Origin of the sequence: Aureimonas sp. AU20 (assembly GCF_001442755.1) — a bacterium.
In the GTDB taxonomy this organism is placed as follows: Bacteria; Pseudomonadota; Alphaproteobacteria; order Rhizobiales; family Rhizobiaceae; genus Aureimonas.
Genome location: NZ_CP006371.1, coordinates 21,319 through 45,773, shown reverse-complemented (window position 1 = coordinate 45,773; position 24,455 = coordinate 21,319). Strand labels below are relative to the sequence as shown.

29 protein-coding genes are annotated in these 24,455 nt (G+C 60.3%); 9 read left to right on the top strand and 20 right to left on the bottom strand.

Going from position 1 to position 24,455, the window contains the following annotated elements:
- Positions 1-78: 78 nt before the first annotated feature.
- A complete protein-coding gene (locus M673_RS22635; protein ID WP_061979011.1) occupies positions 79-825 on the bottom strand; it encodes an SDR family NAD(P)-dependent oxidoreductase in 747 nt (248 codons plus the stop codon).
- Positions 826-933: 108 nt separating this feature from the next.
- Here M673_RS22635 and M673_RS22630 point away from each other — a divergent pair, with 108 nt between their 5' ends.
- Positions 934-1,536, top strand: coding sequence for a TetR/AcrR family transcriptional regulator (locus tag M673_RS22630; protein ID WP_244493294.1), 603 nt, complete (start codon positions 934-936; stop codon positions 1,534-1,536).
- 378 nt (positions 1,537-1,914) lie between these two features.
- Here the strand turns inward: M673_RS22630 and M673_RS22625 are convergent, their stop codons facing one another.
- The 4 genes from M673_RS22625 to M673_RS22610 all read right to left on the bottom strand — a co-directional run bounded on the left by M673_RS22625 (position 1,915) and on the right by M673_RS22610 (position 6,909).
- Positions 1,915-2,931 carry a sensor domain-containing diguanylate cyclase gene (locus M673_RS22625; RefSeq protein WP_187301373.1) on the bottom strand — a complete coding sequence of 339 codons (1,017 nt, stop codon included), beginning with the start codon at positions 2,929-2,931 and terminating at the stop codon, positions 1,915-1,917.
- Positions 2,932-3,293: 362 nt separating this feature from the next.
- Entirely contained in the window at positions 3,294-3,734 is a 441-nt protein-coding gene (locus M673_RS22620; protein ID WP_061979009.1) for a BLUF domain-containing protein, read from the bottom strand.
- Complete coding sequence (locus M673_RS22615) at positions 3,731-5,368, bottom strand: putative bifunctional diguanylate cyclase/phosphodiesterase (RefSeq protein WP_061979008.1); 1,638 nt, start codon at positions 5,366-5,368, stop codon at positions 3,731-3,733. The genes M673_RS22620 and M673_RS22615 overlap by 4 nt, the downstream gene beginning before the upstream one ends.
- A 395-nt stretch (positions 5,369-5,763) precedes the next feature.
- Complete coding sequence (locus M673_RS22610) at positions 5,764-6,909, bottom strand: flavin-containing monooxygenase (RefSeq protein ID WP_061979007.1); 1,146 nt, start codon at positions 6,907-6,909, stop codon at positions 5,764-5,766.
- Positions 6,910-7,029: 120 nt separating this feature from the next.
- On the opposite strand from M673_RS22610, the gene M673_RS22605 reads away from it, so the two are divergent.
- Complete coding sequence (locus M673_RS22605) at positions 7,030-8,070, top strand: phosphatidylglycerol lysyltransferase domain-containing protein (protein ID WP_061979006.1); 1,041 nt, start codon at positions 7,030-7,032, stop codon at positions 8,068-8,070.
- 259 nt (positions 8,071-8,329) lie between these two features.
- Positions 8,330-9,415 carry a GGDEF domain-containing protein gene (locus M673_RS23890; protein ID WP_082640077.1) on the top strand — a complete coding sequence of 362 codons (1,086 nt, stop codon included), beginning with the start codon at positions 8,330-8,332 and terminating at the stop codon, positions 9,413-9,415.
- Between the two features lie 234 nt (positions 9,416-9,649).
- On the opposite strand, the gene M673_RS22600 is transcribed toward M673_RS23890, so the two are convergent.
- The 4 genes from M673_RS22600 to M673_RS22585 form a co-directional block, all read right to left on the bottom strand.
- Positions 9,650-10,699 carry an HD-GYP domain-containing protein gene (locus tag M673_RS22600; RefSeq protein ID WP_082640076.1) on the bottom strand — a complete coding sequence of 350 codons (1,050 nt, stop codon included), beginning with the start codon at positions 10,697-10,699 and terminating at the stop codon, positions 9,650-9,652.
- Positions 10,696-12,918: an ATP-binding protein gene (locus tag M673_RS22595; RefSeq protein WP_061979005.1), complete on the bottom strand. Its 2,223-nt coding sequence runs from the start codon at positions 12,916-12,918 to the stop codon at positions 10,696-10,698. The genes M673_RS22600 and M673_RS22595 overlap by 4 nt, the downstream gene beginning before the upstream one ends.
- The gene (locus M673_RS22590) at positions 12,915-13,424 is read right to left on the bottom strand and encodes a molybdopterin-dependent oxidoreductase (RefSeq protein WP_061979004.1); all 510 of its coding nucleotides are present in this window, start codon (positions 13,422-13,424) and stop codon (positions 12,915-12,917) included. The genes M673_RS22595 and M673_RS22590 overlap by 4 nt, the downstream gene beginning before the upstream one ends.
- A 511-nt stretch (positions 13,425-13,935) precedes the next feature.
- Positions 13,936-14,301 (bottom strand): helix-turn-helix domain-containing protein, encoded by a 366-nt coding sequence (locus M673_RS22585; protein WP_061979003.1) that lies wholly within the window; start codon positions 14,299-14,301, stop codon positions 13,936-13,938.
- A 173-nt stretch (positions 14,302-14,474) separates the two neighbouring features.
- On the opposite strand from M673_RS22585, the gene M673_RS22580 reads away from it, so the two are divergent.
- Positions 14,475-15,020, top strand: a complete 546-nt coding sequence (locus tag M673_RS22580) for a PAS domain-containing protein (protein WP_061979002.1) — start codon at positions 14,475-14,477, stop codon at positions 15,018-15,020.
- Positions 15,021-15,517: 497 nt separating this feature from the next.
- Here the strand turns inward: M673_RS22580 and M673_RS25130 are convergent, their stop codons facing one another.
- Together M673_RS25130 and M673_RS24760 are read right to left on the bottom strand one after the other, a co-directional pair.
- On the bottom strand, positions 15,518-15,649 hold the full coding sequence (locus tag M673_RS25130) for a hypothetical protein (protein WP_274534691.1): 132 nt from the start codon (positions 15,647-15,649) through the stop codon (positions 15,518-15,520).
- 94 nt (positions 15,650-15,743) lie between these two features.
- Positions 15,744-15,905 carry a hypothetical protein gene (locus tag M673_RS24760; protein WP_156421149.1) on the bottom strand — a complete coding sequence of 54 codons (162 nt, stop codon included), beginning with the start codon at positions 15,903-15,905 and terminating at the stop codon, positions 15,744-15,746.
- A gap of 248 nt (positions 15,906-16,153) precedes the next feature.
- Between M673_RS24760 and M673_RS22575 the strand changes: the two genes are divergently transcribed.
- On the top strand, positions 16,154-16,843 hold the full coding sequence (locus M673_RS22575) for a DUF2726 domain-containing protein (RefSeq protein ID WP_148640236.1): 690 nt from the start codon (positions 16,154-16,156) through the stop codon (positions 16,841-16,843).
- Positions 16,844-16,849: 6 nt separating this feature from the next.
- Here the strand turns inward: M673_RS22575 and M673_RS22570 are convergent, their stop codons facing one another.
- Both M673_RS22570 and M673_RS23885 read right to left on the bottom strand, forming a co-directional pair.
- Positions 16,850-17,170: an addiction module antidote protein gene (locus M673_RS22570; protein WP_187301372.1), complete on the bottom strand. Its 321-nt coding sequence runs from the start codon at positions 17,168-17,170 to the stop codon at positions 16,850-16,852.
- Positions 17,171-17,172: 2 nt separating this feature from the next.
- The gene (locus tag M673_RS23885; RefSeq protein ID WP_082640092.1) at positions 17,173-17,442 is read right to left on the bottom strand and encodes a type II toxin-antitoxin system RelE/ParE family toxin; all 270 of its coding nucleotides are present in this window, start codon (positions 17,440-17,442) and stop codon (positions 17,173-17,175) included.
- A gap of 93 nt (positions 17,443-17,535) precedes the next feature.
- On the opposite strand from M673_RS23885, the gene M673_RS24755 reads away from it, so the two are divergent.
- Entirely contained in the window at positions 17,536-17,676 is a 141-nt protein-coding gene (locus M673_RS24755; RefSeq protein ID WP_156421150.1) for a hypothetical protein, read from the top strand.
- A gap of 617 nt (positions 17,677-18,293) precedes the next feature.
- On the opposite strand, the gene M673_RS22560 is transcribed toward M673_RS24755, so the two are convergent.
- Complete coding sequence (locus M673_RS22560; RefSeq protein ID WP_148640235.1) at positions 18,294-18,542, bottom strand: hypothetical protein; 249 nt, start codon at positions 18,540-18,542, stop codon at positions 18,294-18,296.
- Between the two features lie 1,036 nt (positions 18,543-19,578).
- Between M673_RS22560 and M673_RS22555 the strand changes: the two genes are divergently transcribed.
- Complete coding sequence (locus tag M673_RS22555) at positions 19,579-20,586, top strand: hypothetical protein (protein ID WP_061978998.1); 1,008 nt, start codon at positions 19,579-19,581, stop codon at positions 20,584-20,586.
- 11 nt (positions 20,587-20,597) lie between these two features.
- Here M673_RS22555 and M673_RS22550 read toward each other — a convergent pair whose 3' ends face one another.
- Positions 20,598-21,494: a thermonuclease family protein gene (locus M673_RS22550; protein ID WP_338013602.1), complete on the bottom strand. Its 897-nt coding sequence runs from the start codon at positions 21,492-21,494 to the stop codon at positions 20,598-20,600.
- A gap of 99 nt (positions 21,495-21,593) precedes the next feature.
- Here M673_RS22550 and M673_RS22545 point away from each other — a divergent pair, with 99 nt between their 5' ends.
- Positions 21,594-22,250, top strand: coding sequence for an SOS response-associated peptidase (locus M673_RS22545; RefSeq protein ID WP_061978997.1), 657 nt, complete (start codon positions 21,594-21,596; stop codon positions 22,248-22,250).
- Here M673_RS22545 and M673_RS25235 read toward each other — a convergent pair.
- On the bottom strand, positions 22,173-22,706 hold the full coding sequence (locus M673_RS25235; RefSeq protein WP_374755576.1) for a helix-turn-helix domain-containing protein: 534 nt from the start codon (positions 22,704-22,706) through the stop codon (positions 22,173-22,175). The genes M673_RS22545 and M673_RS25235 overlap by 78 nt on opposite strands.
- 138 nt (positions 22,707-22,844) lie before the next feature.
- On the opposite strand from M673_RS25235, the gene M673_RS24750 reads away from it, so the two are divergent.
- On the top strand, positions 22,845-23,015 hold the full coding sequence (locus tag M673_RS24750; protein WP_156421158.1) for a hypothetical protein: 171 nt from the start codon (positions 22,845-22,847) through the stop codon (positions 23,013-23,015).
- A gap of 15 nt (positions 23,016-23,030) precedes the next feature.
- Here the strand turns inward: M673_RS24750 and M673_RS25030 are convergent, their stop codons facing one another.
- From M673_RS25030 to M673_RS22525, 4 genes are all read right to left on the bottom strand, one after another.
- Positions 23,031-23,189, bottom strand: coding sequence for a DUF3572 family protein (locus M673_RS25030; RefSeq protein ID WP_274534692.1), 159 nt, complete (start codon positions 23,187-23,189; stop codon positions 23,031-23,033).
- 19 nt (positions 23,190-23,208) lie between these two features.
- Entirely contained in the window at positions 23,209-23,550 is a 342-nt protein-coding gene (locus tag M673_RS22535; RefSeq protein ID WP_082640071.1) for a BLUF domain-containing protein, read from the bottom strand.
- Positions 23,551-23,790: 240 nt separating this feature from the next.
- Positions 23,791-24,183: a hypothetical protein gene (locus M673_RS22530; RefSeq protein ID WP_061978994.1), complete on the bottom strand. Its 393-nt coding sequence runs from the start codon at positions 24,181-24,183 to the stop codon at positions 23,791-23,793.
- On the bottom strand, positions 24,180-24,377 hold the full coding sequence (locus tag M673_RS22525) for a hypothetical protein (protein WP_061978993.1): 198 nt from the start codon (positions 24,375-24,377) through the stop codon (positions 24,180-24,182). Before M673_RS22525 ends, M673_RS22530 begins: the two co-directional genes overlap by 4 nt.
- Positions 24,378-24,455 lie beyond the last annotated feature (78 nt).

The following is a 24,455-nucleotide window of genomic DNA, read 5'->3' as shown; positions in this document are numbered from 1 at the left end:
ATCGCCCAGTAAGACGGTGAGATCCGTGTCCGAAGCCGCCGTGACGAGAAGGAAGGGGGGCGTAGAGGCGGATGCCGATCACCAGGGGACGAGGCCGTTCTCGTCGGAGAAGGTGCCGGTCGGGCCATCCTCGCCGATCAACGCGAGGCGAACCGGCTCGCGCGCGCCTTCCTCAACGCTACGTGTGCCGTTGAAGTTGTTGAGGCCGGTGGACGTGAATCCCGGGCAGGCGGCGTTGACCTTGATGTTGGTGTCTTCGAGTGCGAGCGCGAAGGCGAGCATGACCGCGTGGGCTGCGGTCTTCGATGCGGAATAGTTGCCGAACATCCGCCGATGGGTGTTCGACGGGTCGGAGTTCAGCGTCAGCGACGCTCCCGAACTGCCGGTGATGACGATCCGACCGGCGGGGGCTTCGCGTAGCAGCGGCAACATCGCCTGGGTCACGGCGATGACGCCGAACACGTTGGTTTCGAACACCACCCGCACATCGTCGACGGGTGCATCGATCAAGAGGTTGGTCTTGACCGCCTCACCGAACGGCTGGTTCGACTTGGCGCGCGAAACGCCGGCGTTGTTCATCAACACGTCCAGGCGGCCGAACTCGCGGCGGATCCGCGCGGCTGCGGCGTCGATCGATGCCTGATCCGTCACGTCGATCTGCACGGCGTGGGCACGACCGCCGACTTCCCGGGCGGCGGCTTCGCCCTTCGCCAAGTCGCGTGCGCCGACGAGGACGGTCATTCCCCTTCCGGCTAGGTCCTTAGCGATCTGAAGGCCGATCCCCTGATTGGCCCCGGTCACGAGCGCAACGCGATCTTCTGTCATGCTGTCGATCCTTGCATCCCTAGTCAGATGGGCAGGCATTCGATAGAAACGGAACGCCCGTCCGCTTGCTTATACGGAACGGTGTTCCGGTTAGCAAGGGTGGTGATTGTGGCGCGAAACGAAGATCAGGCAGCAGAGGGAGAAACGGGCGGTCGTCGCGTCCGCGCCGATGCCCGCCGCAACATCGGCACCGTCGTGCAGGCGGCGCGGGAAGTCTTCGCCACGTCGGGAATCGATGCGCCGATGCGGGACATTGCGGAGAAGGCTGGTGTCGGCGTAGGGACGATCTACCGTCACTTCCCCCAGCGTGCCGATCTGATCGCCGCCGTCTTTCGCCACGAGGTGGACGCCTGTGCTGCCGAGGCCCCAACTCTGCTCGAACGGTTCGAACCCGGGGAAGCGCTGGACCGTTGGATGCAGCACTACGTCGATTTCATCGTCGCCAAGCGGGGCCTGGCGTCGTCGCTCTACTCCGGTGGTTCAGCCTACGAGGCGTTACCTGCCTATTTCGACCGGCATCTCGAACCCGCCCTGCAAGGGCTGCTCGACGCGGCTGTGGCTGCCGGCGAAGTGCGGGCGGATGCCCGCCCGCATGACCTGCTGCGCGCCGTGGCTCATCTTTGTCGCGCGGGAAGCAACCAGGATCCGGCGCAAGCGCGCTTGCTGGTATCGCTGCTGGTGGACGGGCTTCGCTACAGGGCTTCCCGATAAGGAACGTGAAGTAGGAAAGCTCGTGCTGCGCTCCAACGACAGGCCGAAGGCGGCTTCCCCGTTCCCAAAAATCGTTCCTGAAATGCGCTTTTTCAAAATGGTCCAACGGAAACGGATAAGCGGGACACTGTTCGCGCGTTCGGATGACCGCTTTTGGGAAGGCGTTTAAGGCTTCAAAAAGGCAGCGAAGGGTCGTTTCCAAAACAGCAGCTTCCCGCGCGATCTAGCAGAAAGCTGACTTCCCGCTTTCGGGCCAAATCTGAAACCGATCAGAAGGCAGGGGAGGCTTAATTCCAGTCGGCCCGCTTTCAGACGACACTAAACAGCAGGGGACGTTCATATGCGCTGCCGCGTCGTCCTTACTCGGTGAGCAGACGATTAATTGTCCTGATCTGGCACGGTGGCCGTACGCATCGCGAACCAACGTCCGGTCGCCTTCGCCTCGTACATCGCCCCATCTGCGTCCTTGATCAGGCTGCCCGCGGTCGAGCCGTTGCCGGATACCGTCATGCCGACGGCTGCCCCGACCGTCATATCCAAGCCATCCACCATGATGCTCGTGAATACGCGCTCAAGGGTCTGTTCCATCGCCTTTAGGTCGCTTCTGGTCTCGGTCGGAGACGTCCAGCAAACGCATACGAACTCGTCGCCGCCGAACCTAGCGACGAATGTCTCGGGTGGAAGCGCAGCACGCAGGGCTGTCGCGACACGTCGCAGGAGGTCATCCCCTGCCTCGTGTCCCAAGTTATCGTTGACCGCCTTGAAGCCGTTGAGGTCAATGAAGGTGACGGCGATGTTGCGTTCCGCCGAAGAGGTCACAACGGCTTGCTGCATATAGTGCAGGAGGGCAGCGCGGTTCGGAATGCCGGTCAGCTCATCCGTAGACGCGCGCCGCTCCAAAAGCCCAAGGCTAGCCTTCTCGTCCGTTATGTCGATCGTCACGCCGAGCATGTGCGTGGGCTTGCCCTCGTCATCCAGAACTGCATCGCCGGCATCGCGTACCCAGCGGATGCCACGGTCGGGCGTGTCGAAGCGGTACTCGTTACGAAGGCTCTGCCGACCGCCGACGCATTCCCCTTCTCTAGCGTACGTAATATGCCGATCAGCTTCGGGGATGCGTTTGTAGTAGGCCTCGTTCTTAGGCGGCGCTTCCGAAGACGGGAAGCCCATGATTTCGTACATGCGCTCAGACCAGCGCCACTCGTCATCGCGCATGTTCCATTCCCAAACGCCTATCCCGGCCATGTGCAGAGCGCGCTTGTACCAGGAGACGTGTTCCTCGAGAGCGGCCGCATGCATCTCAACGCGACGGAGCCTAGTCTGCGTACGAACCAAGAGGAGTGACACGGTGATCATCGCGAACCACCCGACGGCATGCGACACGTCCTCAAGCATGAACTGCACCTCCAACCCAAAGCAGATCGAACGCAGCGTAAGGTGCTCCCTATTCATGGAAGAAGCGTGCATCACCAGCGACACCACTGGGTAGCCGCAATCTTTGAGGAAACGTACTCGCCGACCTGCTACAACGCGATGCATAATCGCAAGACGGCAAGGCGGGAAGCTTTCCTTACTTCTAAATGGCTACTCTCAAAAGGCACTCGAAACGTCGCGGCAATGAAGGATCGTTTGCGGAATGGCAACTTTTCGCTCGACTACCTCGAAAGCGGACAGGCCGCCTTCGGCCCATCCCCAACAATATGAGGCGCCAGTTTTAACTTCTGAAACGGGTCATACCCTATCTCTTGTGAAGGTTTTCACACAGCCGCCTCTTCTTCGATCGTCAAGTCACGCAGCAGCGTATGGATTTGATCGCCGCTGAGATACGACGGATCGAAGCCGCTGGATGCACCGATGCCAGCGAACCGAGCGGCGTCCGTGGCGGACGTGCCGACGAAACCCATAGCCCAGTTCGGGAAGCTGCGGCTCTCAATCGGGTCGAGCGCAAGCAGCGAAACGTCGCCATGCCGGTCGTCCTGCTGAATCCGTTCGAACGCGGCCTCGACGTTTTCGAGCGGACCTTCGAGGACCTGCGCGAAACAACCGGCGTTGAAAAGCAGTGCTCCGGTAATCTGGTCACGGGTGTTGTTGGTTCGGCTCTTGGCCAGAATGTCCGCGACATTCGCCGTGAAACTGGTGCTGTCATCGGATAGGTGGTTGCGGCTGTAGTAGACGAGCCGGTGCAAGCCTTGGTTCATAGAGGATCTCCATTCCTGTCGGCGTTGGGTTTTTCCAGAAAGGCCGCGATCAGATCCGCCGCCATGGGACGGCCTGTCAGGTAGCCTTGAACATGGGTGCAGCGTTTGCTTCGAATGCGTGCAAGCTGCTCGGCGGTCTCTACGCCCTCGGCCGTGATGGCCATGCCAAGACTGGCGCCCAGACCCGCGACCGCACGGAGGATCGCTCTGCTGTCGGCATTCGCGCTGGCAACGAACGAGCGGTCGATCTTGATCTTATTGAACGGGAATTTCTGCAGGTAGCTCAGTGACGAATACCCGGTGCCGAAATCGTCCATCGAAATTTTTACGCCAAGATCGCGCAGCGCATGAAGGGTCGCCAGGACGTTGTCCGTGTCATCTAGGAGAGCGCCTTCGGTAATCTCGATCTCCAGTCGATGGGCCGGCAGTCCGGCCTTATTCAGGGCGGATGCGACAGTCTCTAGAAGTGCGTCGGCCTTGAACTGCAGGGGTGAAACGTTGACCGCTACGATCATGTCACTGGGCCAGGACGCCGCCTCGATGCAGGCTGTGCGAAGCACCCATTCGCCGATCTTGACGATCAGACCGTTTTCTTCGGCCAGTGAGATGAAGTCGAGGGGCGGGATGTTGCCTTTGAGCGGATGCTTCCAGCGAAGCAGCGCCTCGAAGCCGATGCAGCTGTCGTTCTTGAGATCGACGATGGGCTGGTAGTTCAGCTCGAACTGCTTGAGTGCCAACGCCCGCCGCAGGTCGATTTCCATCTCACGACGCTTGTGAAGAAGGTCGTCCATGCCGGGTTCGAACATTCGGTATCGACCGCGTCCGGCGCGCTTGGCCTCGTATAGGGCCAAGTCTCCATTGCGTAAGATGTCGCGGGGTTGGGTCAGGCTGCCTTGTAGCGTGACGCCGACGCTTGCTCCGATATTGATCGTATGGCCACTCAGAACATAGGTTCGTCCGATAAGGTCGACGATGCGGGCCGCGAGCTTCTCCACTTCTTTAGCCTCTCGAACGTCGTGCTGAAGAACGACGAACTCGTCGCCGCCCAGGCGCGCAACGATGTCGCCCTTTCGACACGCGCTGGTGAGGCGATCGGCGACCTTCTTCAAAAGGAGGTCTCCGATCGCATGCCCGAGCGTATCGTTGATCATTTTGAAGCGGTCGAGGTCCAGGCAGTGGACGGCGATTGTCGGACCGCCACCCTGCACGAGGGCAGCCGCTAGGTGCGCCATGAACATGTTACGCTTCGCAAGCCCGGTTAGATCGTCGAGGTCGCTCGCGATGGCCGGCGGCTCTTGTCCCGTAGACGGCCTCAGGTCGAACACGAACTGGCCGCCTCCCAACGGTGTCAGCAGGGCGTCGTAGGCGACGTCCTTCTTCGTTGTGAGAACCAACGACGACGGTTCGATCGTGCTCATGTTCGAGAGCGCGAAATCCGGAAAGACATCGATGATGTTGAGACCAATCATCCATCCGCCGAAAGAGGCTTCTGCCGAGGCGTTGGCATAGGTCAGGTTACCATCGGCACCAGTTGCGAACACCGGATGGGAAAGACTTTGAAGGATGCTCTCGAAGCTGGGCATGTCGAGCCCGCGTGGTCCTGACACCGGTGGCACCGTAGCGGCAACGTTCATGACGTCCTCCTTGTCATCACTACAAAGGGTGGGACTTCGTAAGGAACAGTTATCATGCAAGGAAACGATAAGCAGACCGTTTCAACCTATGCCTGTTTCTGACTCCACAGTTGATGGCGCGTTTACGACAGTCCTGCCGTCTTGCTTTCAGGGTAGGACGGTTCACCGCTGGCGGTGTCTCGTTAGGTCTTGAGCTCTTCCCCGACCATGCCTCTTTGCGCCTGCTGCGCAAGCCGTGGGTTTATGAATTCAGGCGGCTCTTGCGGTGCCGGTGCTGCAACGATGCACCCATCTTCGAAGTGTCGTCTACGGAATGTGAGCTCGGCGGCACACTCTCTTCGAAGCTGCTTCTCGGCCTTCGGCCCATCCTCGCCCACGCTACTTTTCTCATGAAATCAGGCAACCTGCATCTTGGCGATCGACCGGGCAGCTTGCTCAGCTTCCCGATGAGCCTGTCGGAAGTAGCTCGTCAGGCTGGGCTGCATTCCGACCAGCCAAAGTCCGGGCACTGAGGTTTCGCCGAGCCAACGTCGCAGGCGTGGACGGCCAAGCCCGTCGAATGCGTCCAGTTGGTCGAGCATTGGAGGCAGTGCCGATGCATACCCGACGGCGGCGATTACGATGTCGGGTGCCACCGTCGAGCCGTCAGCCAGCACCACGCTTGACGACGAGAATTCCGTGACCTCCGCGACCACGGCGATCTGCCCTCGTTTGATTGCCTTCACCGCACCGTCGTCGACTGCGATCGCGACGTCATTCTCGGTCAATCGTGTCGCAGCGTCGAACCGTCCCGGTGGAAAGCCGTGTCGGGTGAGATCCCCAAACGCGATCCTCTGCGTCCACCCGATAAGGCGATCGACGAGCGGGATGGGAAGGGTAGCCATGAGCGGCGACAGCCGATGGACCGCGAAACCACCGAGACGTTTGGGCAAAAGCCCGGGCGAGCGCCGAAGCGCCAACCAGACAGGCCCGGTCGCAACGCGGCTGAGATGATTGAGAACGTCGAAGCCTGAATTGCCACCGCCGATCACAAGGACGGATCGTCCGACATAAGTTCGGGCATCGCCGAAGTCGGCTGCGTGGAGGATTCTCCCCGTGAAGCTCTCGACGCCCTTCCATTGCGGGACGGACACGACTGCATCCCGTCCTGTTGCCACGACTACGGACTTGGCGTGGAGAGGGCCGACATTCGTGGCGATGACGAACCGCCCATCCGTCTTGGCTAGGGATAGGACTTCGACGCCGTAGCGGATTTCGAAGCGATGCCGATCCCGAAACGCCTTGAGATGCGCAATCACGGCGCTTCGTTTGGGAAAGGCTCCGGTTCCGGGGGGATAGCTGAGTCCCGGCAGCGACGAGAGCGAGCGGTGTGTGTTTAACGTCAGCTGCGGATGGCGTCTTTCCCAAGTTGCCCCGATGTCGCTTTTCTTCTCGAGAACGAGCGGCTCGATGCCGTGCCGGCGCATTGCGTGAGCGGCTGTCAGCCCGGCCAACCCCGCTCCGATGATGACGACGTTTCTGACGATGGGTTCTCGGCTCATGAAGATCCGCTTGGGGGACGACGGGCGATGATTGACTATGCGCCTTCACCGTGAAAAGCGAACCGTCGATCGGCGTGACGCAGGCCATTCACCGCTAAGCCCACGCAGGAACCACGGCGTATGCCAAGCCTCAAGTCGCTGTTGGATTCGTGGTTGGAGTCCAGGCTGCCGGACGTCCCACCCTTCGAACCCGACCTCGCGACACGTCTTCGCTTATGCCGGGACCATGGCGACTTCTCGCTCGCCTATTCCACTGCGGTCCAGCCCGGACTTCGTTATTTTGGCGACGAGAAGGGTTACATCGCATTCGCCACCAAGATGGGCCACGCCTTCGTTCTGGGCGATCCCGTTACGGGCGAGGGGGAGCGAGATGGCTACATCCGCCGTTTCGTCGCACAGACCCGGCATCCATGCTTCGTACAGATCGGCCATGCGACCGCAGGCGTACTGGCGGGCCTCGGCTACCACATCAATCAGATCGGCATCGAAAGCGAACTCCCTCTCGAAACACATTCCTTCGCCGGCAAGCGATACGAGACGATCCGCTATTCCGAGACGTGGCTGCGAAAGAAGGGCTACCGGATTCTGGAGTGCGACGGCTCGGTCATCGACGCGGAGCAAGTACGGCACATCTCTTCGAACTGGCGAACGGGACGCATCGTCAGCCGGCGTGAGATGCGGTTCCTGAACCGACCGTTCGAGCCGTTCCTTGCTCCTCCCATGCGTCGGTTCATGCTCCTTCATCCCGATGGCCAAGCGACCGCCATTCTCGACTTCGATCCGATCTTCAAAGATGGGGATGTCGTCGGGTACACTGCGGCCTTCAAGCGCAAGCTCGTCGGAACCACCGCGCATGCGGAGATCGGTCTAACCAAGTTCGCAGCCGATCGATTTAGGGAGGAGGGCCGCCTCCACCTGTCATTTGGACTGTCCCCGCTCGCCGGCATCAAAGCGAGCGCCTTTCCAGAAAGCCGGCTATGGCGCCTGTCCTTCGAGCAAGCGTTTCGATCCAAACGCATCAACGAGAAAATCTTCAATCTTCAGGGACAAGCGGCCTTCAAACGCCGGTTCCACGGCAATCAAAAAGCGAGCTACATCGCATTCAAACGCGGGAGTCCCATAGAAATGCTGGCGCTGTTGCGGTTGCTCAAGACGCTATGAGGCGGCGTAACATGTTGAAAAAATGTCCGTAATGGCGACGGCTGCCGACGATAGCAAAGCGGCAGCTTTGCGCGACTGCACCCAAAAAGCTGACCTTCCGCTATCAGCCCGTTCCCATCGACGGATATGCATCCGAGTTGGGTGGAAGTTCGTCGAGAGGCTGGCGTGCGAAATCGGAGCGTCAAGCACAGCTGCACGCTTTGAACACTTAGTTAACGCCAGTTAGGTAGTTTCCCCCGACCATAGGGAATGGCCGGGTATGAAACGCATGAACATACCACCCTATCGGGACCTTCCCGACGATGTGATCGCCGATCTGACGGCAGGGATGTACGAGTCGCGATCAGGCGTTCGATGGATGGTCCTCATCGCGATAGCGCCTACGATCGCGGCCATTCACAATTCGCCTCCTCTTGGGATCTGGCTGAGCGCGATCATTGTTTGGCTCGCCTGCCTTATTCGAATAGTCGTAGCAGAAGCGTACGCTCGGTTCGCTGATCGCTCGCAGTTGCGCCGAATTCAGATCTGCTGGCAAATTGCGTACGGTGTTGGAGGCATCGGACTGTCTCTGGCGTTCGCAGCGTTTACTTCGTTCATCGTGCTTGGTGGCGATTCTTCGATGCTGAATTGGGCGCTCGCGACAGCCGTTGGCATGGCCTACGGTCCGATCCCCTATGTCGCTCTACAGCCAAAGATTGGTTACCTGCAAACGGCGATACCCCTAGCAGTACCTGCAATCTTTCTAACCAGTTTGGTTGACACGACGAGCACTTATGTTGCCATCTCAATGCTGGTCGGCATCGTTTCCGTAGTAGGACACTGCCGTTTACAATATAAACGAGCGGTAGAAGCCCTGCTCGATCACCGTTCCGTCGAACGCTTGGCAACAACGGATCCTCTGACCGGCCTTTGGAACCGGCGTCAACTTGAGGCTGTCATGCGCCAAGCGCTCGAGGAGAGGCTCGATGGTCTCCATTGGTTGGGAGTTGATCTTGACCGGTTCAAGTCTGTCAACGACACGCTGGGGCATGATGCGGGAGACTTGGTTTTATGTGCTGCAACCAAACGGATCCAAATAATCGTTGGTGAGGAGTCATTCGTGGCCCGGGTTGGCGGTGATGAATTCGTTGTGCTTCTGATCGGCGATCGCAATCGTGCTCGCATTGTTGCCGATCGTATCTGCGAAGCGCTCGAGCAGCCGGTCATCGTGCCGCAGGGTACGGCTCATATCGGAGCGAGCGTCGGCGTTACAGCAATCTGCTCGCACGACACTATCGACGGCATCGCCCGTCGGGCAGACGAGCGTATGTACTCAAGCAAGGCCCGAATGCAGTCTGCCGCTTGATCTCGCGATCGCTTGCTTGCTCCAAAACCTCGTTGGTCATGGCGAAGGGGCACGGGTCCTGACTGTTGAATTGAGCGGTCGGCAACGTGATATGGTCAATTGGAGCGGTCAGCTGCGGTCGCACCAATTGGCAGAACGTATCCGATCTGACGCTTCCAGAAAGAATGATGCCGAGCGCCGGCTGCCGAATGTCGGTTTGCGCAGAGGCAGCCCAGACTATGATCTGATACTCATTCAGGCTACGAGCTCGATTTTTCGCTCCGTGCTGGTTTCCCGACTTATGATGGCAAGAAAGGCTACCACACAGGTTGGGTCGAACTGGCGCCCAGCCTGCTCAGCGATGTAGGCGATCGCCTTCTCGCGGGTCCACGCCTGCTTATAGGGTCGGTCACTAATTAACGCGTCGAAGACGTCCGCGACTGCCGCGATACGGCCCGCCAAGGGAATGTCGGTTCCGCCAAGCTGGTTGGGGTATCCGGTTCCATCCCATCGCTCGTGATGTGTCATGGCGATCGTTGCCGCCAGCCTTAGGAGATCGCACTCCGACCCATGAAGAATGTCGCTTCCGATCCGTGCATGCTCGCGCATATGATTCATCTCGAGATCGTCGAGCCGACCACGCTTCTGAAGTACCTCGTCTCGAATGCCGACCTTGCCGATGTCGTGCATAGGAGCAGCCATCTCGATGTCGCGACACGCTTCCGCCGAAAGCCCCAGCTCTCGCGCGAGTTCACCGCACATTCGCGCCATCCGCACAGTGTGGGCGGCGGTATCTTCGTCCTTATATCCCGCAGCGAGCGTCAGGCGGTAAATGATTTCCTCTTCCCGGCGTCGCAACTCCGCCGTCGCGGCTTCCACCTCGGACCGCAGCCACTCCGCCCTATTTGCGAGCTGCCGCTGCGCCTCGCAAAGGCGGCCGAGATTGGCGATGCGCGCCGAAAACTCCACCGGATCGATCGGCTTGGCTAGGAAATCGACAGCACCCGCGCGCAACGCGGCCAAGCGTAGTTCGGTATCGCGGTCCGCTGTCACCATTACAACTGGCTTGTCGGCATTGCCAGGCTCGGTGCGGATGCGCCCAATCAGTTCGATGCCGCTCATGCCGGGCATCTGGTGGTCCACAATGGCCATGTCGAAGGGGACAGCATTAAGCTTGGCGGCCGCCTCCAGCGGATCGGTGAAGCACACGACCTCGAACGCGCCCGCGTGCTCCACAAGCTTGCGCATGAGCAAAAGATTGGTACGATTGTCCTCAATGAGGAGGACCACGATTTTCTTGGTCATGCCGCCAATTCCCCCTCCGGATCACCAGCCAACAGGCGTCTTAGTTCGGTTTCCAACGGTTCCCGCCCGGCTTTGTCCTCCTTGTGGCGTGCCGCTTCCGCGAGTTCGGCGATCCCCCTATAGCCCACGTTCGAGGCAGCGCCCTTGATCGTATGGAAGACCCGGTCAGTGACCATCGCATCGCCCGTCCCGAGGGCGGCCGAAAGTTCAGCGAGGAGGGACCGTGCGTCCTTTTTGAACTCCTCGCGCAGCTCGGCCAGACCGTCTTCGCCTAATGCCGCGACAAGATCGGCCACTCTCTCATGGTCCATATCCAGCGGGCTTACACCCGACACAACAGCGAGAGGTTTGGAACCAAGATCGGGGTTGGTGCTGAGAGTTGCGTTCTGCGCATCGCACCAGCGTTCCACAAGCGCGCGCAGGCGATCCATCGGGATGGGCTTGGTCTCGAACCCGTTCATTCCAACTGCCGCGCAGCGTTCCCGGTCCGTTTCGGATGCGTTCGCGGTCAGAGCAACGACGGGCACGCGCTCGCCGGAGGCGCGAATGCGTCGTGTCGCCTCGAGGCCATCCATGACGGGCATATGCATGTCCATCAGCACCAGATCGAACCCGCCTTTAACCGCCAACCTCACCGCAGCCTCGCCGTTTTCGGCAAAAGTTGCGGTGTGCCCTAAGCGCTCAAGGAAGCGGGCCGCGACCCGCCAGTTGAAAACGTTGTCCTCGACCACGAGCACGTTGCGGCGCGCGGTCGTGTTCTGGGCCAATGGGGTGGAAACGTATGAAGAGCATGGCGCTTCCTTTGTGCGATGCGCTGGCACCTCAAACCAAAAGCGACTTCCAACACCGGCCGCGCTTTCGACGCCGATCTCGCCGTCCGCAGCCTCGACAATGCGTTTGCAGATGGCAAGGCCAAGACCTGTTCCGCCAAAGCGTCGGCTGATAGAACCGTCGACCTGGCTGAAAGGCCGGAACAGGAGAGGGCGCGCTTCGGGGGCGATGCCGATGCCGTTGTCCGATACGTCGAAGCGCAGACGGGGTGCGTCGGGCGTGCCTGTTTCGCGCAGGGAAACTCGGATGCAGCCGTTTTCGGTGAACTTCGTCGCGTTGCTGAGAAGATTTATGAGGACACGCCGTAAGCGGGTGGGGTCCCCCTCGTAGAAGCCGGTAACGCTTGTGCCCTCGAACAGGATGGAGTTGCCGCGCTCCAGAGCCCGTACGTTGACCACGATGTTGGCCTCGCGCACCAACTCGACTGGGTCGAAAGGAATGCACTCCGACAAGAGGTTGCCGTGTTCGATTTTGGTGAAGTCCAGGATCTCATTAATGACCTCCAACAGCGCTGTGCCGGACGACCCGATCGCGGCAACGCTTTCGCGATCATCCGCGGAAAGCTTCGACATTGAGAGGAGTTCCGACATGCCGAGGATGGCGTTCAGCGGGGTACGGATCTCATGGCTCATCGTCGCCATAAATTCGGACTTCGCCCGATTCCCGGCCTCCGCGGCGGCGAAGGCTCCCTTCATCTCGTCGGCTACGGCCTGGATCTGCTGACCGATAGCTCTGGTGGCCTGGAGACGTCGACAGAGGCTTAGGACGAGCAGCCCGACCGAGACGAATAGAGCGAGCACAATCCAAGCTGCGACGTCCTGTAGACGAAGAAGCTCGGCTCGTGCGTCTGCGCGGGCTGCAGAAACTGCCGTGTTGGTTAAAAGCAGCAGATCCTCGGCCGTGACTTCTAGTTCGCGGACGTCCCTCAATGCGGCGCGCAGAGCGTCCACATACCTTGCGCCAGCGTCAAGTGCATCGAAGGTCGGTTGCAATGATGCGATAAGCTGGCGCGCATGAACGCGCTTGCTGCGAATGTCGTTCTCGTCGGAGAAATAGGCACCGTATCTTGAACCGTCGAGGACGGTCATTCGCGAGTATAGGATATCGTAGCGCAGTCCAAGGACCTTGGCCTCCGCGTCGTCGATCATACCATCTGCCAGCGTGTCGCGAAGGGTCGATGACAGTGCGCTCGATTCGTGGCCGATCTGGTAGACCGCCCAAAGAGCGTCTTCTCGAATTCCGTCCTGCAAGCCGCTGCTGCGGTTGGCGAGATTCACATAAGCGGCAACGAGTAGCGCGAGCAACAAAACCGAAGAGGCCAGCGAGAGCCACGTTGCTCGGGTCGACCTACGGACCGAGGCGCGGCCCCCGGCGAGAGCGGGTGTCATTCAACGACCCTGATCTCTTTGATCTGCCATACGGACCGGGAAAAATACTTCTCGTTGTAGAGGTCAGGCGACTGGTCGAACGGATAGATAAGGAACAGCGGTCCCTTGTCGCGAACGGAAAGCGGTTTTCCGTTCATGCGGGTCGCCAGAATCGTGTCGAGACCGGTCGCGTCGCCAACAGGTATGTCGGCAGCATAGTCGTTGAGCGCGATAAGCTGCACCTTTGAGCCCTTAGCGCCGACTTCGGCTAAGACGTTGCGAAGGAAGGGACCACTGAACTGCGTGGGACCATCCGTCCAAGGTGTTTCCATCGTGGCGGAACGTCCACCTATCGCCTCAAGGGCAGCCAAGTCGAAGCGGGCGATCCCGTCACCGTTGGTGTTGGAAATGGTGCCACTTATGGTGAGGACGACGGGACCGCTCGGGTTGGGAAGGTCGGCGGCGGCGGCGGCACCGATCAGGGTGAAGGTTGCCGCGAGCATACACGCCAAGAATGAGCTTCTCATGTATGAATCCTTCCTGAGGACGCCTGAGGATGGCACCCAAGGGACGGTAGCAGGCGACCATTTATTGCGAAGTTAAACGCGGATCGGAATTGACGTCCTGTCAGCTGAACACATTCCTTTTAACGACGAGCATCTCGCTCCAGCGTCGCTAACGCAAAGATGGAAGGCAGATCCAACCGCTCCCCTTCCTCAGGCCGCTTGCCAACAAGCTGAGCGTCGACCGCCGAGCGTTCGACCTTTCCGATAGGGAGGGGATTGATGCTGCGTTGTCGGGCATTTCGGATTTGCTCAAGTGCGCCGGTCAATTCCATGTACATCGCCGAGCCGCTGATGCGCGCCTAACTAAGGTCAGGCGTCCACTATCTCGACATTGCAGCCGAACTCGACAGCTGCCGTCTGTGGTGAAGCCTCGAACGACTATGATGGGTCTTCTGCAGAACAGCAACTTTTCGCTCGATCACGCTGATAGCTGGTGGTCTGCTTTCGGCCCACGACTCCTCATGTGGGGTGGTCAGCGAGATCCAAGATTGGCCGTTCGCACGAACAGGTGGCGGATCGCCCCCCTTATCTCAGGATCCCTGATCCGGGAAAGCATGTCCTCCACGGCGGGTTCGAGCACTGCCTCTTTCGCCAAGTTCACTTCGTCGAGGGGCTCGCCCTCCATTCCTTCGAAGAAGAAGCTCGTCGGAACCTTTAGCACCATGGCGAGTCGATAAAGCGTGCTAGCGCTCACGCGGTTCTCGCCGTTCTCATATTTGCGAACCTGCTGATACGTGATGCCGAGATCCGTCGCGACGGACTGAAGCGATCGGCCCTGATCCAAGCGACGCCGCTCGATCCGCTTGCCTAGATGGATATCGATCGGGTCATTGCTCAAGGTCTGCGATCCTCAAGGGCTTTTTCAGATTACAATCACTAAGTCTGCATGATCAACAACTTAAGATTATGATCCGGCCACCCCAGAGAGTGGACATTGCGACGGAAGCTTTGTACGACTGTTCGCCTCGTGATGAAAGTCGATTATGCCTGATATGCTCTGGGGTTGTCATAATGGTGAATGACCCTGAGACCGATGAGGCTGTCCGTGATCTGATCGGAATCTGGAACTGGCAGGTCAGCAGCAATCTGGTGATCGCCTGCGAACGCGTCTGCGAGTACATCAATGTGCCGGTCGAACTTGGTCGCCATGGGATGAGCCCGGAGCGTTTCATCGCCGCGATCCATCCCGACGATCGAGTGGCGCTCGATGAGGTCGTCAAGATGGCGATTGAGGCGGGGGACTCCATGGTGGCGCAGTACCGGCTTCGCAGCACGCTGCATGGCACGCGGCGGGTCCGCTCCCAAGGCCGCTGCTTTCGAACCCCGGCTGGGCGTCTTACCCATATCTCCGGGTATCTGACGGACATCGAACGTTCTCAACCCTCGGAGCTCGAACATGAAGGCCAAGAGCCGGAACGAACCCTTGTCGATCTCCTCACGAAGGCCCGTGAGTTAGCTGCGTCACTTGATTACCGCATGGTGGGTGCGCTGATCGATGCCACGCTTCTGGAAACCGGCTTCCAGATCGCCGCGCGCCTCCTGGAAGAGGAAAGCTGATCTCGTGCGCCGAGGGGAAAAGCAAGACGCCACCCACTAATCGGCCACCTCTGTATTGAGGTCCGGCTTTTCGGTGATCTCGACCAACAATAATCGAGCTTACAACGAGACGATCGCCTTCCCCACCGGCGTCGTCCAAACCCCCATCCGCCCGCAAGCCGACAGGGGCCGCTCAACCATCCGTCCGGCCGCTGCCGCCGAGCGACGCGCGTCGGCCTTGCGGCTCGCGGGACCCTCTCTCTACACAGGCTCGGAAAGGGAACACGAGGGACCTTATGCCATCAACGAGTCTGCAACCAAGCCTGGAGGGACTCGAGCACGCCGGTTGGGTCCAGCCAACCCCTGGCTTTCGCCTCTGGCACACCGCGCCCGGACCGGTGTACCAAGTGCAGATCTTCGGCCAGAGATGCAGCGGATTCGAAGAGCCGATACCCCTTCAGGAGCTTGGGAGAACAGCAACCAAAGCTCGGCCTAAAGGGACACGCTTATGTCGCTTGTCAGAGCTTCACGATGGCGACGATCGCGATAGTAAAGACAAAGCCGATGACGGCGATCCAGACGATCTGGCGGTTAACGGCAGCCTTGATGCGCGCATCGGAGCGAGCACTGATCTCCTCGAGATCCTTCATGGAAACCATGCTCTTCTCCGCAATTGTGTAGCGCCGTGCTGAAGGGTGGGCGTGGCGAGAATGGAAGCCCGCAGGAGCCGCCTTCCTAGGCTTATCAGAGCTTCACGATAGCGGCGATCGCCCCGACCACGAAGAAGGCGATGCCCACGATCCAGATGATCTGACGATTGAGCGCATCTTGAACCCTCGCCTGTGCCTCCGCAAGACGCGCATCGGAGCGGTTGCTGATGACATCGAGGTCTTTGAGAGAGGCCATGTCTTTCTCCGCGTTGTCGTAGGCGTTGGCGAGTTCCTACGCGAGGTCGTCGGCCTTGTCTTGATCGATACCGGCAGCTTTGAGAGCCTTGGCGATCTGGAGCCTGTCGATCTTCACGTTCGCCTCCAATCTAGGGGTTTCAGCTTGCGGGACCAATCCCCGCAGCCACCCGATCCGCGAGGGCAGGGCTGGCCAACATCCCTAGCGCAGCCGTGGACCAGAACGAAGAGGAGGACCGCGCAGCGGTTATGGCTTGGCGCTGGGCCGTCATCGACCGGGGTATGGCCAGGGCGCGGGATACCGAAGAGGCCGGGAAGGGCGCGGCCGGGACCAGCGGCAGTGCAGCGGGGAACGGACGAGCCGGCGGGGTGGTGTTGGGTCAGATGGGTCGGCGTGTCGCTGGGGTTGACTGGTTCATGGTCGCGGCGATGCTGCTATGGAGCAGCATGACCGACGCCTCGCCTCTCGCCGCCTTCGCGCCCTATGCCATTGCCGGCGTTGCCTTGGTGCTCGTCTATGCGGTGCTGGCTGCATTGCTGAAGCCGAAGGCGAAGCTGGAACGCCGCCCCCTGCTGACGAAAGCGGAGTTGGAGCTTCTGACGATCCTGCGGGCGCTGCTGCCGCGCCATCATGTGAACTGCCAAGTCTCGATGGGCGCACTGCTCAAGCCCCGGGCCGGGCTGAGCCGGAAGGCCTATTCGCTGTCGCGCAACAAGGTGAGCCAGAAGGTGGTGGACTTCGTCGTGATGGACCCCGCTTCGGGTGAGGTCGACGCCGTGATCGAGCTGGACGATAGATCGCATGATGCGCGCAAGGACGCAGCGAGAGACAAGCTCCTGACGCAGGGGCGGTATCAGGTGATCCGTATCCCGTCGAGGCCTCGGCCGACGCGCGAGATCGTCGCGCAGCGGCTCATGGAGCTGCGTGCACGCGATTGAAGATCATCAAGCTGCTTCCGAGGGGGCTTGTTCTGCAGAGATCGGGATCGCTGCAAGCCCGATGCCCATCGCCTTCATGACCTTCAGAACTGTTGAGAACTCAGGGTTCCCCTTTTCACCGAGCGATCGGTAGAGGCTTTCGCGGGACACCTCGGCCGCCTCAGCGACCGCTTTCATACCGATGGATCGAGCGACGGCCTGCAGGGCCTTACGGATGATGACAGGATTTCCGTCCTCCAGGGCTGCGGACAGATAGCTCGCGCGATCCTCGGGTGTTTCGAGGACGTCGGCAGCGTCGTACTTTTCGAGTTCGCTGATTTTGACCATGCTCAATCCTCCAGATCGGCGGCCAGCTTCTTGGCCTTTCGAATGTCGCCTTGTTGGGTGCTCTTGTCGCCACCCCAAAGCAGGATGACGATGACGTTTCCGCGCTGAGTATAGTAGACACGGTATCCGGGACCGAAGTCGAAGCGGAGTTCCGAAACGCCGTCTCCAACGCTTTTATGATCGCCGAACCCGCCTTCCTCGATATGATCGAGGCGGATCTGGATACGGGATCGCGCTTGCCGATCTCGCAGATCCCAGCACGCAACATCCAGTCTCCCTTACCGTGATGCCCGCAACCCTGTTTGCACTCGTATCCGAGGCCGTGGCATTCTATCTTGTGGGCTTGATGAAAGCGGAGAGCTGAAATGTCCGACATGGATCCGCTGCTCTTGGTCGCCCTGTTCGGTTTGGCCGCGATGCCAGTCGCCATTGCTTATTTCAAAATAGCCAGCAGACGCATCAATCGAGATATCGCTCGCCGCAAGGACGGCTGGCCGATGCGATAACAGACATCGCAAAGGAGCCATTCGGTCCTTTTTTGTTTTCACAGATCAGGTCCATCAACCCGAAGTCGGCTCCGCGCGAGTCCCGTTCGCCAAAGCGACCCTGTGCTTAGCCCCACCGGAAACGCGACGGATCAGCCGGCATCCGTTGCCCCGCCGCTGGCCCTTCAACCCTTCTGACCCCTCCGGTTTACCGCTTGGCGTATTCAGCTTGATCAGCGCTCGGATCTGGATAGGCGTGAGGTTGGAGAGGACGGTCATTGATCACTCGCACAGCCCTGCCTCTTTTGGCGCTGCTTCGGGCGCTATCAATAGCCCGCGCTCGATCTCCCGCATGGCGGTGTCATCCAGCCCGGCACGCAGGTCGAGACCACGGTGCGTTACCTCGGCGTCGATCCGAAATCCAAACTGTCGTTGAAATATTATAATCACAGGTTATATTCTGCGGACTGCTTGCGCCATGAGCAGTTCGGCCCGCGTCACCCGGCTCATTTGTCAGGGAGACGCGGGCCATTCGAAAGAGTCCCTGAATGACCCGGAAGCGACACGGCGAACGCCGCCGTTCGGTCGATCTCCAAGGTGTTCTGCGCCCCCTGCTGACGAGCCCGCGAAGGCAAACATCACGCTTCTCCAAACTCCCGCACAGCCCGTCCCTTCGGCGTCAGCCGGAACCAGGCCGTGTTCTGCCAGCCGAGTTCCGATGTCGCGAGCTTCAGTTCGAGCAATTCGAACACGCCCATCAGGATCTGCGGAGATAGCTCTTCGATCCGCCGGCCTACGCTGTCGGGGTCACCGCCTGGGGTATCGAGCTTGATCAGCGCTCGGATCTGGATCGGCGTGAGATCAGAGAGAGCGGTCACTGGTCGCACGCGCAGCCCTGCCCCTTATGGCACTGCTTCTCCCGGCTGATGCAGCTATCGCCGCATGCCTTGCCTTTGGAGCAGGTCTTGCAGCACGCCTGGGCCACACGAACCCCTTTGTCAGGGATCGGCGTCATCGGCGCTGGTGAAGATGCAGCTGGCCGAGCAATCTGCGCAAGCGAACTCAGGGACATACCCGATGCTGGCGACGCCAAACTCAGGAGCGCAGCGCCCACACACAGCCAGTTTCGCATGACGTCCCCTCCTTAAAGCGATCATCTTTCGGTTGTGGACCGTCGTCTTGAGCTTTGTTTTGGGGAGCTCAGCCAAGGCGTGACCTGTCCGCCACCCGAGCAAGCCCGACTACGAAGATACCCACAACGACAGAGCGTTAAACCGCACTCCTAGATTGCTCATTTTCTCGCAAAGTGCCATCACGATTTCGCCACATTCAACTAGGGGACGAACGTAAAATCTGCCTTTCTTGCCTTGGCATCTACCCTCTTGCTCACGGGCTGCGGGACCATCACTCGCGGGAGCAATGAGGACGTTGCGATCAACGTCACCCCTTCGAATGCTGCTGTTCGGCTGTCGAACGGCATGCAGTGCCAGGGCTCTTGCGTGGTGAAAATCCCAAGGAAGGACTCGTTCACGGTGACCGCCAGCGCGCCGGGCTACGCCCCCCAGACGGTCGCTGTGGGAACTCGTGTGAGCGGCGGCGGCGGGGCCTCGATGGCCGGCAACATCGTCGCCGGGGGATTGATCGGTGTTGGAGTGGACGCTGCGACCGGTGCTTCCCTCGATCATTCTCCGAACCCGGTTGTGATCAACCTGGGCCAGGATGCTGCCCCGGCAAAGGCACCTGGACGCCGTGCGCCTGGTCGCAAAGGTGTCCCAACGTCTTGAATGCAGGTCTCTGATGAAGCCATTTCGGACCGACTGCCATCCAATCACTCCCGCGTGATCCGTTTCCAGCGCCGTTCCCCTTACCACTGACACGTGCATCTTTAGACGTGTTCAAACTGCTGGGAGGGAATGGCAGGTCATGGTTCGGTTCGCTGAGCGTATTGGGACATCCGCATCCGATAGCATCGTCGGCATCACAGGCAGCGTCACATACGGGCTTGCGGGGAATGATTTTCTGACCTCGCAAGCCGGTTCCGCCTACTCGATCCTGATCGGGGGGAGCGGCGCCGATACCTACTATTCCAGACCAAACACCACCATCACGATTGCCGATCGCGGCAGTTCCGCCAATGACGTGCTCTACACCCAAACGCTCGGGCCTTCGTCTCAAGCCGTCACGGCCCTGATCGACAACCGCCATTTCGTCGCTTCGGACCTGAACACGGGCGAGACGGTCTACATCATCGATTTCTTCAAACCCGAAAACTACATCGAGCAAATTCAGACGCCCGACGGGACCTTCACGACGGACCAGCTGTGGCAGTTCGCTCGCGCCCAGCCGAGTTTCCTCGGAAATCTGCGATGGGAGGATTTGAACAGCCGTGGCCTGACGCATCCCTTCTCGACGGCGGAAACGAACGAAGCCATCTCGTTCTACGAGAAGCGAGCGGCGGCTTTGGAGATCAAGCTCCCGGTGGGCGACGAGGGGTCCGTGTACCGCTTCTACAATACGGAGAAGGGGATGCACTTCTACACCTCAAACGTGGCCGAGCGGGACAGCATCGCTCAGAACCTATTTCAATACCGGTATGAGGGAGAAGCGTTCGACGCCGCGACGCAGAGCGGGGCGAACACGACCGATGTGTTCCGCTTCTTCAACCGGGATACCGGTGCCCATTTCTACACCACGAACGCGGCAGAGCGCGATCAGGTGATCCGCACGCTTTCCAACTTCAACTATGAGGGCGTCGCCTATAAAGCCTACACGAGCAGCGAAAACGGCGCGCATGAAGAGCTGTATCGGTTCTTCAACAAGCAGACCGGCGCGCATTTTTACACGACAAGCGAAGCCGAGCGAGACTCCATCGTCGCCAACCTCCCGAACTACAGCTTCGAAGGCGTGGCCTATTACGTGGACTTGGCCTGACAGCTCAATCCTCAGCGTTTTGCGGGCTGCCACCCGGCAGCTCGCGCTTCTGCCTCCGAGCAGAACCAGCGCTCGCCGGCCTTCTCATTGATCTTCGTGCGCCCGTAATTCTGCTGGCCCGGCATGTGGTAGATTTTGCCCGAGCTTGAAATGTTGCCCTTAATGTCGCAACCCTTGGGCTGCCCCTCGGCCACGCGCTCGCTTTCCAGCCGCTGGCCCTGATTGCGCCATCTGGACGGCTCGATGAACTGGCCCACCCAGATCCCGCGCTTGGCGGCCTTGGCTTCCGCCTCCTCCTGGCTGTAGCGCCCGTCCGAGTACTGTTTGTACTCGATCGCCCAACCCGCCTTCACCATGGCGGCGTTCAGCACGACGTTGCCCAGCGTGGCGCATTCGGCGACGATCCGCCCGTACCGGTCCCGATCCTCCTCGAAGCACGTCACGCGCCCGGAACGGCCGATCAGGTCGGCGAGATACTGCGCTGCCCGGCCGCCGCAGAGATAGCGTTTGCCCGCCGCGTCGTCGCAGGTCTGGCTGCTCTCGGGCGCGTCCATTCCGTAGAGCCGGATCCTCGCCTTCGTGCCCTCGATCGCCAGCGTGTCGCCGTCCACGACGGTCGCGCGGCCTTCGATGCGCCCGGCTGCCGGTGCCGGCGTCGAGGTCAGCCAGACGACAAGCGCTCCGAGGCCAATCGCGGCCGCGACAAGCCACCGCCTGGAAGGCCGCCGGAGGGTCGCGGTTGGAGCCTGAGGCTTGTCTGCCATCATCTCGAACAAGGTGTGTTCCATCGCCTCCCGGTCCCGCACGATGCGCTCCATGGACGTGTCGACGGGTCGGCCTTCCAGAATGTCCGTGAGCGAGGCAAAGGCGCGCTCCTGCTCCAGGGTTGGAAGCCTTTGGTCAGCCATCTGCAGCTTCGTCCTCGGTCATCGACATTGCCTTGGAGCCTACCGCGAACACATGGTGAAGGGCAGCGCCTTCCCCCGTTCCGGCAGCGAGATCCCCTGATGTGCAACCTTTACTCGCTGACAAAGGGCCAGGCCGCGATCCTGGCGTTCACGCGGACGATGAAGGACCGCACGGGCAACCTGCCACCCATGCCGGGCATCTTTCCCGACCAGAGCGCGCCGATCGTGCGCACGGTGGACGGCGAGCGGGAGCTGACGATGGCGCGCTGGGGCATGCCCTCGCCGGCCTTCGCCCTGAAAGGCCGTGCGACCGATCCGGGCATCACGAACATTCGCAACACCAAGAGCCCGCACTGGCGCCGCTGGCTCGGCCCAGCCCATCGCTGCCTCGTGCCATTCACCTCGTTCTCGGAATACGACACCGACGAGGACGGCAAGAAGGTCCCGGTCTGGTTCGCGGGCAGCGAGGACCGGCCGCTGATGGCCTTTGCCGGTCTCTGGACCGAATGGACGAGCGTTCGCAAGAAGGCCGAGGGCGAGGTCACGGTGGAGGCGTTCGGCTTCCTGACGACGGAGGCGAACCGGACGGTCGGCGCAATCCACCCCAAGGCCATGCCCGTCATCCTGACCGAACCCGACGAGTTCGACCTCTGGCTAGTCGGGGACTGGAAAGAGGCGTCAGCGCTTCAGCGCCCGCTTCCCGACAACCTCCTGCGGGTCGTCGCACGGGGTGAGCGAAGCGACGCCGAGGGGTAGATCCTGACCCTCGGACGACTGCGACAGCGCCCTGACGAGATCAGACACCAGATTGCGAACGTTGGGTGGCAGCGTGGCGAGTTCAGCCACCGTTCGAGAGAGTTGAAGCGATAGTCGGGTTGCGAACAGGGGCTTGGCATCACCATTCCCCGACTCAACAGCGCCTATGAGATCCGTGAGGGAGCAATCCAACACTCTGGCGATACGAACTGCCGTCGATACGCTGATGCGATTGCGACCCGTTTCATACTTCTGGATCTGCTGGTAGGTGACGCCGAGATGCCCCCCTAAGGTCTGCATACTCAGGCCTTTTTGCATTCGATACGCCCGCACTCGCAAGCCAAGGGCCACATCGACCGGATCCACCTTCAAAATCACCAGAGAGCTCTCCGTCGTCGGCTCGAACGATGTCTGCTTTGAGGCTGATATCGTGACCCCAACATGCGGTCTTGTCATGACCCACAAGGGCAGCATGAGTGGCATTCTGCCGCGCTGCAAATCAGGTAAGGACCTCACACTCAAGAGGGGATTATTAAGAAATCAAAACCACTATAAGTTGAAATTTGTAGGTTTCCCTGAGGTCGAGGACCCCCTATGCCTGCCTGTCGCAACGCCCTCCTGATCGAAGCTCTGGCCAAGCTGGGGGAGGTTGAGAAGACCCTGGCGGAGGCCGTTCAGGACGTGCGCACAGCGGTGCATCTCATTCGATACCAGTCTTCTGACGCCGAGATCCAAGGCGGCAACGAGGCGATGGCGACGGAGTGAAGCCCTCTCTCGCTCCTAAGGAGCCAGGTCAGAGGCACTGGTCAGCCGCTGACGCGCCAGGCCCACCTCGGCCGGGTCCAGCCCCGCCGTGCCGGCAAACGCCATCAAGGTCGGCTCGTGCGCCAGGATGAAGTCGAGTAGCCCGACGAAGAAGGCGGGATTGGACGCCTCCAGCCGGCACAGGGCCTCGATATCAGTCCGCGAACGCTACCATTGCAGCTTCAGCCATCGATCGCTGTGTCATGCCCCAAGAGCTATAGGCTCTGAAGACGATAGGCTTACGGCTGAGTTCAACGACACCCTCGTGCCGGCTGTCACGTTCGATCGCGTGGAAGAGAGCCACAACGGCATCATGCGGCCCTTCCAAGATCTGGCAAACACGGCTGTCATCAAGGGCCAGCATGCCGGTAATGGCTTCAGCTCTGTTCCGTTTGTCGGAAACGCGGACAATGTCAGCGACCATTTCGGCAGATACGTTGGCTCGCAACCGGGAGGAATAAACAAGGCGAATGAGGCTGTCTGACGGAGCGTTCATGAGGCGGCTCTGTATCGCCCATCCACCTCCAATGCCTCCTCCGAACAGCGTAGCTGGGTACGCTCATTTAAAAGCTGCCATCTGAAGCATGTGCCCGACGACCTTAAAAGCGTCCGAATGACGTAGGCCGTGCTTACGCCCAGAGCCAATGTCGCCATCTGTTGGCGAGCCCGCGAAGCCAAACAGCGGAGTTACTGTTCCCTTCGGCGCCATGAGAACAGAGCCTCTCCTGTCCGGTCTTTACAGGTGAAGCGCCAGAAAGCGTTCTTGGTCGTGCTCCAGCCGCTTCACGGCATCAAGCAGAGCTCGGATTGCGCGCCGCTCGTCACCGCCGCATTCCGAGACAATGGCGTCTATCTCGCCGTCGCGCCCAGCTTGCCAGCTGGGTTGATAGGAAGCCGGCGTCGTAGAGCCGACGCTCACCCAGGACTGGCCCCCGGATATCTCCTTGGAAAAGGAGATGGTGGAGGCCTGAAGGCGAGCAACGGCGTGATAATCCTGACTGTCAGTGCGCAGACTGATCATCGCGGGCACGCAGTCGCTCCAAAGCTGATAAGCCGATCGCATCAGGTCGGCGCGGTGCGCGTCGAAGATGGTCGGCCACCGCTGTGTTCGCCGCCCCCCGCCGGTCATTTGTACAGCTCCCGTCTGACATACCCGGCCGAAATCCTTTGGGCATAGGCTTCATGGAGCGAACGCTGACCCAGGATCAGCGCTCCAACCGCCACGCGGGCGTCGCCTCCACAAGTCCGAATGGCTTCCTCGATCGCTGCGTCCAGATCGTTTTCGAGCGACAGATCCGTGATCCGTTCCGACAATCTCGACATCGCAGCCCCTCCTGATTCCGTGCGGCGACCATGACTCCGAACGCTCTTGCGGGGAAGCTTTTGTTCCTATTTTGTTCA